The organism is Frederiksenia canicola, from assembly GCF_011455495.1.
GTDB lineage: Bacteria > Pseudomonadota > Gammaproteobacteria > Enterobacterales > Pasteurellaceae > Frederiksenia > Frederiksenia canicola.
Genome location: NZ_CP015029.1, coordinates 1,627,506 through 1,641,798 on the forward strand (window position 1 = coordinate 1,627,506; position 14,293 = coordinate 1,641,798).

The following is a 14,293-nucleotide window of genomic DNA, read 5'->3' on the forward strand; positions in this document are numbered from 1 at the left end:
TAAGTACAAGAGTTGCTGGAAACAGCAACTCTTTTTTGTTTGCAAAATTGCGTGTGGATCTGACCGCTTGCAAGTACTTCAAATAAACCTTTGACAGGCTTTCGCTATCTTCCTATTATTCGCCTATTTTCCTTTACTTATAGATTCTAATGAAAGACCAAACACAACTTCTCACTACTCTCCTCTCTCAACGCATTCTAATTCTAGACGGTGCGATGGGGACGATGATCCAAAAATATAAACTCACTGAAGCAGATTTTCGTGGCGAGCGTTTTAAAAATAGCCCCGTTGATTTGCGTGGTAATAACGATTTATTAACTCTCACCCAGCCGTTGCTAATTAAAGCCATTCACGAGAAATATTTGGCGGCGGGTGCAGATATTATTGAAACCAATACTTTTAGCTCAACCACCATTGCCCAAGCCGATTATGAATTACAAGCGGTAGCTTATGAACTCAATTTTGCAGGGGCAAAATTGGCTCGTTTGGCGGCAGATAAATATAGCACGCCAGAAAAGCCTCGTTTTGTGGCGGGGATTTTAGGCCCAACCAACCGCACAGCCTCAATTTCACCGAATGTAAACGATCCCGGTTTCCGTAACGTCACTTTTATGGAATTAGTTGATGCTTATGCGGAAGCCACTCGAGGTTTAATTGAAGGTGGATCTGATCTGATTATGATCGAAACCATTTTCGATACCTTAAACGCTAAAGCAGCTGCCTTTGCTATTGACCAAGTGTTTGAAGAATTGGGCGTGATTTTGCCAATTATGATTTCAGGCACGATCACCGATGCCTCTGGGCGAACCCTTTCGGGACAAACCACCGAAGCCTTCTACAATTCCCTACGCCATGTTAAACCACTCACTTTTGGCTTGAACTGTGCTTTAGGCCCGAAAGAGTTGCGTCAATATGTAGAAGCTATGTCGAAAATCAGCGAGACCTATGTGTCTGTGCACCCTAATGCAGGCTTGCCAAATGCCTTTGGGGGCTATGATTTAGGTGCGGAAGAAATGGCAGCTCATTTAAAAGAATGGGCGGAGCAAGGTTTTGTGAACATTGTTGGCGGTTGCTGTGGGACAACGCCTGAGCATATCAAAGCCTTTAGTGAAGCGATGGAAGGCATCAAACCACGTCAGTTACCTGAAATCAAAACCGCTATGCGTTTATCTGGGCTTGAGCCATTAACCGTTGATGAAGATAGCCTGTTCGTCAATGTGGGTGAACGCAATAACGTGACGGGTTCGGCTAAATTTAAAAAGCTAATCAAGGAAGAAAAATTTGCCGAAGCCATTGAAATTGCCATTCAGCAGGTGGAAAACGGTGCACAGGTGATCGATGTCAATATGGACGAGGCCTTGCTCGATTCGGAAAAATGTATGGTGCGTTTCCTCAACATTATGGCGACGGAACCTGATGCGGCAAAAGTGCCGGTGATGATCGATTCGTCCAAATGGGAAGTAATTGAAGCAGGCTTGCAAGTGGTGCAAGGCAAGGCAATCGTGAACTCGATTTCCTTGAAAGAAGGGGAAGAGAAATTTATTCAACAAGCCAAGCTCGTTCGCCGTTATGGTGCGGCTGTGGTGGTGATGGCGTTTGATGAAGTGGGGCAAGCAGATACAGAAGATCGCAAAGTAGAAATCTGTACCAGAGCCTACCGCATTTTAGTGGATCAAGTGGGCTTTCCGCCTGAAGATATTATTTTTGACCCAAACATTTTCGCTATCGGTACAGGAATTGAAGAACACAACAACTACGGTGTGGATTTCATCAATGCCGTAGGGCGAATTAAACAGAGCCTACCGCACGCCAAAATTTCGGGCGGTGTGTCTAACGTCTCTTTCTCATTCCGAGGCAATAATGTGATGCGTGAAGCCATTCACGCCGTTTTCCTCTATCACGCTATTAAGCAAGGCATGGATATGGGGATTGTCAATGCTGGGCAGTTGGCGATTTATGATGATCTCGATCCTGAAATGCGTAACATCATTGAAGATGCGGTGCTAAACCGTAGTCCAGACGCCACAGAACAGCTAATCGAACTTGCAGAAAAATACCGAAATTCGACCGCTCGTCAGGAAGATAACAGCGTCGCCGAGTGGCGAACTTGGAGCGTAGAAGAACGTTTGAAACACGCTTTAGTCAAAGGGATCACCAACCATATCATTGAAGACACCGAAGAAGCTCGCTTAAAATTCAGCTCGCCATTGGAAGTGATCGAAGGGCCGTTAATGGATGGTATGGATGTGGTGGGCGAGCTATTTGGTGATGGCAAAATGTTCCTACCGCAAGTGGTAAAATCTGCTCGTGTAATGAAGCAATCGGTGGCTTACTTAGAGCCATTTATCAATGCCACCAAGCAAAAAGGCTCGTCAGCGGGCAAAGTGGTAATCGCAACGGTGAAAGGCGATGTGCACGATATTGGTAAAAATATCGTGAGTGTGGTGATGCAATGTAACAACTTTGAAGTGATTGACTTAGGCGTGATGGTGCCTGCGGATAAAATTATCGACACCGCCATTCGAGAAAAAGCCGATGTGATTGCGTTGAGTGGTTTGATTACCCCGTCTTTAGATGAAATGGAATATTTCTTAGGCGAAATGACCCGTTTAGGCTTAAATCTGCCGGTGATGATTGGCGGAGCGACCACGTCAAAAGAACATACAGCTATTAAACTCTATCCAAAATATAAGCACGAAGTGGTTTATACCACCAACGCTTCTCGTGCGGTAACCGTTTGTGCTGCACTAATGAACCCAGAAACTAAAGCGGAATTGTGGGAACGAATGAAAAAGGAATATGAGCAAATTCAGCACGCCTTTGCCAACAAAAAAGCTCCACGCAAACAGTTGCCAATTGAAGAGGCACGAGCCAATCGCTTTGATGCCTTTGCGGGCGAATGGGCGGATTATCAAGTGCCACAGCCAAAACAAACGGGCATTATCGAATATAAAAACGTGCCGATTGCCACCTTACGCAAATTTATCGACTGGTCGCCATTCTTTATGTTATGGGGCTTGATGGGTGGCTATCCTGATGCTTTCGATTATCCTGAAGGGGGCGAAGAAGCTCGCCGAGTATGGAATGATGCCCAAAAAGTGTTAGACGAATTAGAGCAAAACGGCAAACTCAACCCAAGTGGCGTAATGGGGATTTTCCCTGCCTGTCGAGCGGGCGATGATATTGAAATTTTTGCAAATTCCGACCGCACTTCGCCAGTGGGCAAAGTCTATAACCTACGCCAACAAACCGAACGGGGCAAAAACAGCAAAAGCCCATATAACCTTTGCTTGAGCGATTTTATCGCCGATAAAGAGAGCGGACAGCAAGACTGGTTCGGTATGTTCGCCGTTTGTGCAGGGATTGAAGAGCACGACTTAGTGGAAGGCTACAAAGCCGCAGGTGACGACTACAACGCCATCTTACTGCAAGCCGTCGGCGACCGTTTAGCCGAAGCCATGGCGGAATATCTTCACTTTGAACTTCGCACTAAAGTTTGGGGCTATTCAAACGAAACTATGGATAACGAACGTTTAATTCGTGAAGAATACATCGGCATCCGCCCCGCCCCCGGCTACCCAAGCTGCCCAGAACACACCGAAAAACAGATCATCTGGGATTTATTGGAAGTAGAACAACGCATCGGCATGAAACTCACCGAAAGCTACGCCATGTGGCCCGCCGCCTCCGTCTGCGGCTGGTACTTCTCCCACCCAGCGAGCAACTATTTCACACTAGGACGTATTGACGAAGATCAGGCTGTGGATTATGCCAAACGAAAAGGTTGGGATGAGAAGACGATGTTGAAATGGTTGAGTGTAGCGATGAAGTAGAATTACTTTTGTAAAGGAATAAAATCAAATGCCAAAAACAAATATTTCAGAATTGGATAGACTAAAAAGTAGACGCCGAAATAGAGAGCTGATGGATACTATTTATTCAAATAAATCAAATAATTATGTGGTTCATTATTCTTGTGAATCTTTTTATGATGAAGAATATAATACCTTTAAGAGTGGTCGTATAACGTCAATAGGATTACGTAATTTAGAAGATGCGCAAACTCATTATTGGTCTATTTGGTTATCCGCTGAAGTGAAAAATAAAGAAGATCAAATTGATGAATATTTAGATGAGTTAGAAAAGGATGTTTTGGATTCTTATTTTAATTTTATTAGAATAAATTCAAGAGCACACTATATTCATTGGAATATGAGAGATATAAATTATGGGTTTCAAGCTTTAGAACACAGATACAAAGTTTTAGGGGGAGAACCTGTAATTATTACTGATGATAGAAAATTTGATCTTGCAAGAGTGTTAGTTTCTTTATATGGACGTAATTATGCGAGTCATGAATATACAAAAAATGGAAAAGAATATAAAGGGCGTATGATGGTACTTGCCGCAATGAATAATGTTGCTGTGAAGGATGCAATGGAAGGGCGTGATGAAGCAAATGCATTTAAAGAAAAAAATTATAAGGCACTACACATGTCTACATTAAGGAAACTAGATATGTTAGCTAATTTTTTTGATAGAGCACATGCAAATAAACTAAAGAATAATGGTACATTCAGAGAAAAATATGGATTTCACTGGATTGTTATTTTTGAATTGATAAAAGCTCATCCAGCATATACAGCTTTAATTGTACTAGCTGCTATTAGTAGTGCAATTTATAAATTTACAGATATTTTTTCAAACTTGATAACTCAAGCTCGATAATTTTTTCCCCCGATGGCACTCGTCTTTGACGAGTGCTAAAATTTTGTTATGCAAAGCGCTCATTGCAGACGAGCCTTATCTATTCTTGTTTATAGAACCAATATTCCAACTGAACTTTTATCCCAAATTTGCAAATTTTTCTCCAAAACTGACCGCTTGCCTTTTATTCAGTCTTTTTCTTCTCATCTAAAAGATTACGCATTTTGCGATCTCTGTCGAAAATCTCATATTTCCATTCGACAAAATCACAACAATCGGTAAAATTTGCACAGATTTTTGCAAAGGTATTTAATGATGACCAAACTGATCCGCAACAGCACTGCCGAATTTTTGATTTTTACCAATCAAACAGGCGATAAAAATATTGAAGTTCGTTATGAAAATGGCGAAATTTGGTTAACACAGAAACGTATTGCTGAACTTTTTGAATGCTCTAGTGATAATGTTTCTCTGCATTTAAAAAATATTTTTAAAGATGGCGAGTTAGATCCTTTTTCAGTTACCGAGATTTTCTCGGCAACTGCCTCAGACGGTAAAAATTACAACACTAAACACTATAATTTAGATGCTGTAATTTCTGTTGGCTATCGGGTTAATTCCGTGCGGGCAACACAGTTTCGTCAATGGGCAACTAGAGTTTTGCGTGAATTTTCGATGAAAGGCTATGTGCTAGATCGGGAACGAATGGAAAACGGTTCGTTCTTAGGAGAAGATTACTTTGAGCGTTTGTTAGAAGAAATTCGAGAAATTCGCTTATCGGAACGCCGTTTTTATCAGAAGATTACTGATATTTATGCCACAGCGGTGGATTACAACAAAGATGCTCCAACAACCAAGCAGTTTTTTGCTACTGTTCAAAACAAACTGCATTACGCTATTCATCAACATACTGCTGCGGAATTGATTCGAGAACGAGCAGACAGCAATAAGCCGAATATGGGATTGAGCACTTGGGCAAAATCACCCGATGGCAAAATCTTAAAAAGCGATGTATTGGTAGCAAAGAACTACTTGAATAATGAAGAGTTAAAAGATTTGGGGGCGATCGTCAATGCGTTTTTAGACCTTGCAGAGCGACGTGCTAGGCGACAAATTCCAATGACAATGGAAGATTGGGCAAAGCGGTTGGATATTTTCTTAAATGCGGATGATTTACCGATTTTAGACAACAAAGGCAAAATCAGTTTTGATGAAGCAAAACTTTATGCCGAAACGGAGTTTGAAAAATACCGTATTATTCAAGATCGCAAATTTGAAAGTGATTTTGACCGCTTGTTGAAAAGTCAAAAAGGCTCTTTAGAGTCCGATGAATAGTAAAATGCAATTACCCCACATCTACCTCGGCACAGGCGGTTATAGCGATACAGATTTAATCGGTACGCTTTATCCATTTGGCACAGATAAATCAGATTTTTTGACGATTTACAGCCAGCATTATGATGCCATTGAAATCAACAGCACCTTTCACGCACCAATCGGGGCTAAGGCGTTGCAAGGCATGGTGGAGAAGGCAAAAGAGCGGTTGAAATTTTCGGTGAAATTGCATCAGGATTTTAGCCATAAACGCACCGCACTTAAACAACAAGCAGAAGCCTTTTTAAATGCGTTGCAACCATTGGTAGAACAAGATTGTTTGGCGAATTTGTTTATCCAGTTTCCCTCGAGTTTTGAACGCACTCAAGCCAATCGTTATTATCTTGCGGAATTGGTGTCTTGGTTTGAGGGCTATCCTTTAGCCATTGAATTTCGCCACGCCAGTTGGCATATCCAATCCGTACTGGATTATTTTCAAGGTAAACAAAATTTGATTTGGTGTAATGTGGATTATCCACAGAATATCGGCTTGCCCACTTTTCAATTTTACGCCAATCAACGCACCGCTTATTTACGCCTACATGGACGTAATCCAAACTGGTGGAAAGCGCAATCAGCGGCAGAACGCCACGACTACCGTTATAGTGAAAGCGAATTACAACATTTAGCCAAGTTACTTCATCAACGCAGAGATGAATTCGACCAGCTCTATCTCTATTTCCAGAACACCACCAAAAGCCATTCTTTCTACAATATTGAGAGCTTAAAAGGCTATTTAGCCGAATATGGATTTTCAGTAAAAGCTAAACCTGAGTTTTTAATTGGGCAGCAGAGTTTGTTTTAGCATTCAGAATGCCACTTATAAAATCTGATTTAAATTGCGTTAATTACACCTTTTTAAGGATTATTCGCAATAATCACCGCTCGTTTTGGTGCGGGGTAGCCTTCAAGGGTTTTGCTGTGGTCGTTTGGATCTAAGAAATCAATCAACGATTCGTTTTCTAGCCAGTCGGTTTTGCGTTGTTCTTCCAATGTGGTGACCGCTTCATCTACGCAACGAACGTTTTTAAAGCCGACTTTCTCTAGCCAATTAATCAATGCCGCCACAGATGGAATAAAATAGACGTTTTTCATTTTGGCGTAGCGGTCGACTGGTACCAGCACGGTGTTCACATCACCATCAATCACCAAGGTTTCTAGCACCAACTCCCCACCTTTGACGAGTTGATTTTTAAGCTGTGAAAGGTGATCAAGTGGCGATTTACGGTGGTACAACACCCCCATTGAAAACACCGTGTCAAAGGCGTGTAACGGCTGCATTTGTTCAATGCCAAGGGGAATTAAATTCGCTCTGCGATCGTTGTTCAGCAATTTTCGTACTGCTTCAAATTGGCATAAAAACAGCTCTGTAGGATCAATACCGATCACCATTTTTGCCCCTTCACCGACCATTCGCCACATATGGTAGCCGCTACCGCAGCCGACATCGAGTACGGTTCGGTCTTTCAATGGCGATAAATGTGGCAGTACACGATCCCATTTGAAATCGGAACGCCATTCAGTATCAATATGCACACCATAAAGGTGGTAAGGTCCTTTTCGCCAAGGCATAAGCTGTTTGAGATGATAAACCAGCCGCTGCATTTCGCCTGTTGAAAGTGGCTCGTTTAAACGGGCTTCAACTCGTTTGCTCAGATCAATTTTGGCAGGATAAGTTGGCAGAAAATCGACAATTTTTGCCCATTTGGCGTAATCGCCGTGGGTTTGTTTTTCCCACTGTTTGAGTTGTAAAGGTAGGGTTTCAAGCCACGCTGATAAGTTCGTGGTGGCGATTTGTTGGTAAAAAGGACGAAAATCAATCATTTATCTTAAACGTTTCAAAGGTTACAAGCGGTCAGATTCTAACGAAATTTTGCAATTGGTGCAAAGCAAGTCAAAGTAAAAAGCCTTGGTGATTATCCAAGGCGGCTTGCTTAATTTTCTATGCTTTCTGACTCATCACGAATTAGCCCTTCTTGTTGATACGTCACAAGCAAATTACCTTGCTGATCGAACACTTCCCCGCGAGTTAGCCCTCTTGCACCGCTTGCGTTAGAGCTATGTAATGCAAACAGTAGCCAATCATTAAAATTAATGTCTCGATGAAACCATAAACTATGATCAAGGGTCGCGATTCGAACACCTGGTTGCATAAAACCACGTTCATGCGGGTGTAACATCGTCAAAATACAGTGAAAATCGCTGAAATAAGCGACAAGACATTGTTGCAAACGGCGATCCAGCGGTGCATTGCCATTTAATTTCGCCCACAGTGTCTGCTCTGCTGGTAATTTATGACCATTGAAAGGATCATTAGGATACTTAATACGCACATCAAACGCACGCTCTGCCTGAAATTTTTCTCTCAATGGCATTGGTAACATCAATGCTAACGACTGTATCAGTTCATTCTCAGAATAAAATTCATCAGGGGAGCCTGCTTTTGGCATACTCACTTGATGTTCAAACCCTACTTCCCGAACTTGAAATGAAGTCATCACTCGACAAATAAGCTCATTATGTTGCTTTGCATTCACGCTTACCGCAGTGAAACTTTTGCCTTCTCGTAGCACTTCTGTTTCATAAATAATCGGATACGCCGCATCGCCTGCTCGCAAGAAATAACAATGGCAGGAGTGAAGATCTCTTTCAACATCAACCACTCGCATTGCCGCTGCAATAGCTTGTGAAACGACTTGCCCGCCAAATACTTGAGGAAAGCCAAGGTCTTCACTTTCACCTCGAAACAAACCATCATCTAGGCGTTCCAAAGTCAGTAATTCGATTAAACGTGCAAGTGCTTTCATGTTGTTCTCCTTGTTAGCTTTCCTAAAATTTGGAAATTTTTCAAACAATCGTACCGCTTGTTGTGCTTTTTACTTGAGTTCATTCAATGAACTCTCTATAATTCGGGTCCTTACACTTTGGTGTAATCCAATGAGGGCGTTTTTGGTCTCTCGCAATGGAATTCAGTTTACTTGGTCAGGTTCGGAAGAAAGCAGCCAGAATTGAAAGCTCCGTGTGCCGAGAAGTGCTGGGAACGCCCTCACCTTTTTCACTCTAAAATAAAAAAGGTGATTTTACAACCACCTTCTTTTTCGGCTTCACTAGCCATTAATCGCTTGGGTAATTAAATCGCCCATTTCACTTGTGGACACTGGTGCAGATTGATCGGCTAAATCCGCTGTTCGATGTCCATTTGCAAGCACTTTTTGCACTGCGTTTTCAATCGCTTTTGCGGCATCTTCCAAGCCAAAACTATAACGCAACATCATTGCCGCAGAAAGAATTTGTGCGATAGGATTGGCGATATTTTTACCTGCAATATCTGGTGCTGAACCGCCCGCAGGCTCGTATAAACCAAAGCCTTTCTCATTCAAACTAGCTGACGGCAGCATACCCATCGAGCCGGTGATCATCGCACATTCATCAGAAATAATATCGCCAAAAATGTTAGAACAGAGTAACACATCGAAGAAATTTGGCTGTTTGATCAACTGCATCGTAGCATTGTCGATATAGATATGATCGAGCGTAACTTCAGGGTAATCTTTTGCCACGTCATTCACCACTTCACGCCACAAAATAGAGCTCATCAGCACGTTGGCTTTATCCACCGAAGTCACGTGTTTGCGGCGTTTCATTGCAGTTTCAAATGCCACTCTCGCAATCCGTTCGATTTCATAACGATGATAAACTTCCGTATCAAATGCTTTTTCATTGGCACCCGTGCCTTCACGCCCTTTTGGCTGACCGAAATAGATCCCGCCCGTTAATTCACGCACCGTAACCATATCAAACCCTTTCGCGGCGATATCTGCACGTAATGGACAAAACTGTTCCAAGCCTTGGTAAAGCGTGGCTGGGCGAAGGTTGCAGAATAGTGAAAAATGTTTACGCAGTGGCAATAACGCCCCACGCTCTGGCTGTTCGTTAGCAGGCAAATGCTCCCATTTTGGCCCGCCTACCGAGCCGAATAAAATAGCATCTGCCGCCTCACAGCCTTTCAATGTACTGTCTGGCAAGGCTTTACCGTGGTTATCAATCGCAATGCCGCCGATATCGTAAGGGTGATAATTGAGTTTAAAATCAAATTTTTGCTGCACCGCATCAAGCACTTTGATCGCTTGAGCCATAATTTCAGGACCAATTCCATCGCCGCTTAACACAGCAATATTGTAAGTTTGCATACGCTTTTCCTTTCTTTCTTGTTATGAATAAAATTGCTTAGGCCTCACGTTTCACAATAAATTCTGCCAGCTCTCGCAGAATTTGTGAATCAAACGGCAATTGTTCTAACGCATTCAGTGCGGTTTGGTATAAATCATTGGCTTTCTGCTTGGCTCCATCTAAACCGAGTAATCTCGGGTAGGTGCTTTTATTCAATGCTTCGTCTGAACCAACGGTTTTGCCAATTTTATCGCTCTGCCCAATCACATCTAAAATGTCATCTTGTACTTGGAAGGCTAATCCAATCGCTCGGGCGTATTGTTCTAAATTATTTTTAATTTCAATATGTTGTGCGTAATCAGATAAGTTAAATCCCATCAACACTGAAGCCACAATCAACGCTCCCGTTTTATTGCGGTGAATGTGTTCTAGCTCCGCAAGACTGACACTTTTATTTTCCGCTTGTAAATCCAAACTCTGCCCTAAGCACATTCCACTTGCTCCCGCAGCAGTCGCCAGTTGGTAAATTTGTGCAACTTTTTGACCGCTTGTGAGGCTGGGATCTTTCGCTAATAGCTCAAACGCAAAACTTTGCAACGCATCGCCCGCTAAAATTGCCGTAGCTTCATCAAACGCAATATGACAAGTTGGTTTGCCACGGCGAAATCTATCATCGTCCATTGCAGGCAAATCGTCGTGTACTAACGAATACGCATGAATGGCTTCCATTGCAGCAGCGGAGTGATCAAGTTTGTCTAGTGGCACACCCAGCATTTTCCCTGTCGCGTAAATCAAAAACGGGCGAACTCGTTTACCGCCTAATAATACGGCATACGCCATCGCTTCGACTAAGGGTGATCCCGCCTGTTCGTAATTATGTAGTTGCTGTTCTAAAAAGTGATTAACCCGAGCCTGACAAGCGGTCAGTTCCTGCGAAAATTTTACCATTACGCTACCCTATTATTCGTAATCGGCAAGGGGAGCTTGCTCGTTTTTCTGTAATAAAATTTGAATGCGTTGCTCGGCTTTTTGCAGACGATCTTGCCCCTGTTGCACCAATTTAATTGCGGTTTCAAATTCGTTTAAGGCATCTTCTAACGGTAAATCGCCCGCTTCCAAACGCCCAACAATGTCTTCTAGTTCTTTTAACGTGGTTTCAAAATCTGTTGGTTTCTTTGCCATAATTAGCTCTTTTCATTTTGCGAAAATACAAGCGGCCATTTTACTGGAATTTTTTGCAAATTTCAGGCTTTTCCGCTATTGTGCGAGCCATTTTTAAAGGAGAATCAAATGCAAGTTACTGAACTAAATTTGTTTCCGATAAAATCGACCCGAGCATACAAAGTTGCACAGGCGTTTGTGCAACCTCAGGGATTGAATTTCGATCGGGAATTTATGATTACGGAGCCTGATGGCACCTTTATCACCGCCCGCAAGGAGCAGATGCTCTATCGTTTGTCAGCATTTCCGATTTCGACGGGAATTGTGATCCGCGACGATCAGGGCGAACAAGCGGTCGCTTTATACCAAGATTTTGCAAAATGTGACTCCAGCGAAGTATGGGGAACCTATTTCCCATCTTGGATCGCAGGTGAAACCGTCAATCAATGGCTGAGCGAAAAATTGGGTCGCCCTGTGCAGTTGCGTTGGTTGGGTGAAAAAAGCCAACGCACTGTTGCCAACTTTGGCGATCATCCGCTAAGTTTTGCCGATAGTAATCCGCTGTTACTGGTTTCAGAAAAATCCTTGGAGCAGGTGCAAAAATGGTCGCCTGTGCCAATTTCGATGGAACAATTTCGTGGCAATATTGTCATAGACGGCAACGTGGCGTTTGAAGAAGAACAGTGGCGAAAAATTCAAATTGGTGAAGTCAAATTCACCTTCTCGCAATGCTGTACTCGCTGTATTCTGATTACCCGTGATGTACAAACCCTTGAACTCGACCCCAAAGCGGAACCGTTTCGCACGCTCAAACAACAACATACCAATGAAAAAGGCAAACCCATTTTTGGTATTCATTTGGTGCCTGAAAATAGCGGGGTGATCCGTGTGGGAGATTTTATTTCCATTTTAGAATAAGGTTTGCGTATGCAACAACAAGCCCGCGCTGTGTTATTCCCCGTGCTGTTTTTCGTGGTGCTTAATCTCATTATCTTTAGCCTTTCTCGGCTTGGACTTTCCCTATGGCACGCGGATCGCATTGCGGCTGTTGATGGCTGGTTACCCCTCTTTTTGCAAGGTATTCGGATCGATATTGTTTCCGTTTGCTATCTGTTTGGTGTGCCTGCCCTGTTTAGTGTATTGCTTTATCATCACAATGTGTTAGGCCACATTTGGAAAACGATTTTACGTGTATGGCTCACCGTCAGCAGCGTGTTCATTATCTTTGTGGAAATGGCAACACCAGCCTTTATTGACACCTACGATTTCCGTCCAAACCGCTTATTTATTGAATATTTGCTTTACCCGAAAGAAGTCTCTACGATGCTAGTAAACGGGCATTTAACCGCTGTCATTTTGAGTTTAGTGACCACCATTTTAGCTACTGTGATTTATTGGAAACTCTCTGGCTGGGCAACGCAAAATCTGCGTTCACCAAGTTGGAAATGGCGACCGGTGATGGCGTTGGTGATTATTGCCATTTCCTTTATTGGTGCTCGTTCCACTTTCCAACATCGTGGAATTAACCCTGCTATGGTGGCATTTTCGGGCGATCCGTTAATTAATTCACTGGTACTCAATTCAGGCTATTCGGTGCTTTATGCTGCTCAGCAATTAAAAGATGAAGATAAGTCTTCTGAACAGTATGGCAAAATGGCGGTGGACGAAATGTTACAAATCGTTAAACAGAGCCGTGGACGTGATGTAAATGACTATATTTCAGCACAATATCCAACCTTAAGCCGCAACCAAGCCACTTATCAAGGCAAACCCAAAAATATCGTGATTTTGCTGATGGAAAGCCAAGGTGCACAGTTTATTGGCACGTTAGGTGGGCGCCCAATCAGCCCTGAATTTGATAAACTCGCCATGCAAGGCTGGTTATTTGAAAATCTCTACGCCACAGGAACCCGATCAGTGCGTGGCATTGAAGCCGTAACGGCAGGTTTCACACCGACACCTGCTCGTGCCACCGTGAAACTGACCAAAAGCCAAAATGGTTTCTTCACTATTGCCGATTTACTCGGTCGCAATGGCTATAAAACGTCCTTTATTTATGGTGGTGAAAAGCATTTCGATAATATGGCAAGCTACTTCTACGGCAACGGTTTCCAAACCATTATTGATGAAAAAGATTACAAAAATCCAAAATTCCAAGGTACTTGGGGAATGAGTGATGAAGATCTGTTTGATAAAGCCAATGACACATTCACCGAACTTGCCAAAGGCAATCAGCCATTCTTTAGTTTAGTTTTCACATCAAGCCACCACGATCCGTTTGAGTTCCCCGACGGCAAAATTGAGCTCTTTGATAAAGACAAACAGACCCGCAATAATGCCGCCAAATATGCAGACTATGCATTAGGGTATTTCTTTAAATTAGCACAACATTCAAATTACTGGAAAGATACTATTTTTCTTGTGATTGCGGACCACGATTCCCGTGTGGCAGGGGCGGAATTAGTGCCGATCAACCATTTCCATATTCCTGCGTTAATTTTGGGTGATGGCATTGAACCAAAGCGTGACTCTCGTTTAGTGAGCCAAATTGATATGCCAACCACACTCCTTTCTCTGGCGGGCATCAGCGGCGATTATCCAATGATCGGTTATGACCTAACGCAAAATGACGATCCCAATCGTGCCTTTATGCAATACGACCAAACGCAAGCGATGATGAAAGGTTCAGATGTGATTATCTTACAACCTAACAATGCTCCACAAGGTTATGAGTATGACAAACTATCTCGCAAACTCACTCCCAAAGAGCAGCCTGAGGCGATGAAAAAAGAGGCACTTGCCCATGCCTTATTGGGCAGTTATTTGTATAAAAATCAATTATATAAATTACCTAAAGACAAACCATGAATAGCAAAACAGG

Annotated in this window: 11 protein-coding genes and 1 other RNA gene; 7 read left to right on the forward strand and 5 right to left on the reverse strand. The window is 42.8% G+C overall.

Annotated elements, in window-relative coordinates; genetic code table 11:
* Positions 1–149: 149 nt before the first annotated feature.
* The 4 genes from metH (at position 150) to A4G17_RS07920 (ending at position 6,886) form a co-directional block, all read left to right on the forward strand.
* On the forward strand, positions 150–3,833 hold the full coding sequence (gene metH / locus A4G17_RS07905) for a methionine synthase (protein ID WP_123956112.1): 3,684 nt from the start codon (positions 150–152) through the stop codon (positions 3,831–3,833).
* Positions 3,834–3,861: 28 nt separating this feature from the next.
* Positions 3,862–4,728, forward strand: a complete 867-nt coding sequence (locus A4G17_RS07910) for a hypothetical protein (RefSeq protein WP_123956111.1) — start codon at positions 3,862–3,864, stop codon at positions 4,726–4,728.
* A gap of 294 nt (positions 4,729–5,022) precedes the next feature.
* Positions 5,023–6,042, forward strand: a complete 1,020-nt coding sequence (locus tag A4G17_RS07915; RefSeq protein WP_123956706.1) for a virulence RhuM family protein — start codon at positions 5,023–5,025, stop codon at positions 6,040–6,042.
* A gap of 4 nt (positions 6,043–6,046) precedes the next feature.
* Entirely contained in the window at positions 6,047–6,886 is an 840-nt protein-coding gene (locus A4G17_RS07920; RefSeq protein WP_123956110.1) for a DUF72 domain-containing protein, read from the forward strand.
* Positions 6,887–6,939: 53 nt separating this feature from the next.
* On the opposite strand, the gene cmoB is transcribed toward A4G17_RS07920, so the two are convergent.
* Together cmoB and A4G17_RS07930 are read right to left on the reverse strand one after the other, a co-directional pair.
* On the reverse strand, positions 6,940–7,905 hold the full coding sequence (cmoB, locus tag A4G17_RS07925; protein WP_123956109.1) for a tRNA 5-methoxyuridine(34)/uridine 5-oxyacetic acid(34) synthase CmoB: 966 nt from the start codon (positions 7,903–7,905) through the stop codon (positions 6,940–6,942).
* 110 nt (positions 7,906–8,015) lie between these two features.
* A complete protein-coding gene (locus A4G17_RS07930; RefSeq protein ID WP_123956108.1) occupies positions 8,016–8,888 on the reverse strand; it encodes an acyl-CoA thioesterase in 873 nt (290 codons plus the stop codon).
* 139 nt (positions 8,889–9,027) lie between these two features.
* Between A4G17_RS07930 and ffs the strand changes: the two genes are divergently transcribed.
* An RNA gene (gene ffs, locus A4G17_RS07935) (signal recognition particle sRNA small type) lies at positions 9,028–9,125 on the forward strand.
* Between the two features lie 63 nt (positions 9,126–9,188).
* Here ffs and leuB read toward each other — a convergent pair.
* From leuB to xseB, 3 genes are read right to left on the reverse strand one after another with little or no spacing between them, the layout of a single operon-like run.
* On the reverse strand, positions 9,189–10,271 hold the full coding sequence (gene leuB, locus A4G17_RS07940; protein WP_123956107.1) for a 3-isopropylmalate dehydrogenase: 1,083 nt from the start codon (positions 10,269–10,271) through the stop codon (positions 9,189–9,191).
* 37 nt (positions 10,272–10,308) lie between these two features.
* Positions 10,309–11,199, reverse strand: coding sequence for a (2E,6E)-farnesyl diphosphate synthase (ispA, locus tag A4G17_RS07945; RefSeq protein WP_123956106.1), 891 nt, complete (start codon positions 11,197–11,199; stop codon positions 10,309–10,311).
* Between the two features lie 12 nt (positions 11,200–11,211).
* Positions 11,212–11,433 carry an exodeoxyribonuclease VII small subunit gene (xseB, locus tag A4G17_RS07950; protein ID WP_123956105.1) on the reverse strand — a complete coding sequence of 74 codons (222 nt, stop codon included), beginning with the start codon at positions 11,431–11,433 and terminating at the stop codon, positions 11,212–11,214.
* Between the two features lie 108 nt (positions 11,434–11,541).
* On the opposite strand from xseB, the gene A4G17_RS07955 reads away from it, so the two are divergent.
* Together A4G17_RS07955 and A4G17_RS07960 are read left to right on the forward strand one after the other, a co-directional pair.
* Positions 11,542–12,330 carry an MOSC domain-containing protein gene (locus A4G17_RS07955; protein WP_123956104.1) on the forward strand — a complete coding sequence of 263 codons (789 nt, stop codon included), beginning with the start codon at positions 11,542–11,544 and terminating at the stop codon, positions 12,328–12,330.
* 9 nt (positions 12,331–12,339) lie between these two features.
* On the forward strand, positions 12,340–14,280 hold the full coding sequence (locus A4G17_RS07960; RefSeq protein ID WP_123956103.1) for an LTA synthase family protein: 1,941 nt from the start codon (positions 12,340–12,342) through the stop codon (positions 14,278–14,280).
* Positions 14,281–14,293: the final 13 nt, after the last annotated feature.

Excerpts from the sequence above, each read along its gene's own strand:
- metH (WP_123956112.1), top strand. The coding sequence starts at position 150 with ATGAAAGACCAAACACAACTTCTCACTACTCTCCTCTCTCAACGCATT.
- A4G17_RS07910 (WP_123956111.1), top strand. The coding sequence starts at position 3,862 with ATGCCAAAAACAAATATTTCAGAATTGGATAGACTAAAAAGTAGACGC.
- A4G17_RS07915 (WP_123956706.1), top strand. The coding sequence starts at position 5,023 with ATGACCAAACTGATCCGCAACAGCACTGCCGAATTTTTGATTTTTACC.
- A4G17_RS07920 (WP_123956110.1), top strand. The coding sequence starts at position 6,047 with ATGCAATTACCCCACATCTACCTCGGCACAGGCGGTTATAGCGATACA.
- cmoB (WP_123956109.1), bottom strand. The coding sequence starts at position 7,905 with ATGATTGATTTTCGTCCTTTTTACCAACAAATCGCCACCACGAACTTA.
- A4G17_RS07930 (WP_123956108.1), bottom strand. The coding sequence starts at position 8,888 with ATGAAAGCACTTGCACGTTTAATCGAATTACTGACTTTGGAACGCCTA.
- leuB (WP_123956107.1), bottom strand. The coding sequence starts at position 10,271 with ATGCAAACTTACAATATTGCTGTGTTAAGCGGCGATGGAATTGGTCCT.
- ispA (WP_123956106.1), bottom strand. The coding sequence starts at position 11,199 with ATGGTAAAATTTTCGCAGGAACTGACCGCTTGTCAGGCTCGGGTTAAT.
- xseB (WP_123956105.1), bottom strand. The coding sequence starts at position 11,433 with ATGGCAAAGAAACCAACAGATTTTGAAACCACGTTAAAAGAACTAGAA.
- A4G17_RS07955 (WP_123956104.1), top strand. The coding sequence starts at position 11,542 with ATGCAAGTTACTGAACTAAATTTGTTTCCGATAAAATCGACCCGAGCA.
- A4G17_RS07960 (WP_123956103.1), top strand. The coding sequence starts at position 12,340 with ATGCAACAACAAGCCCGCGCTGTGTTATTCCCCGTGCTGTTTTTCGTG.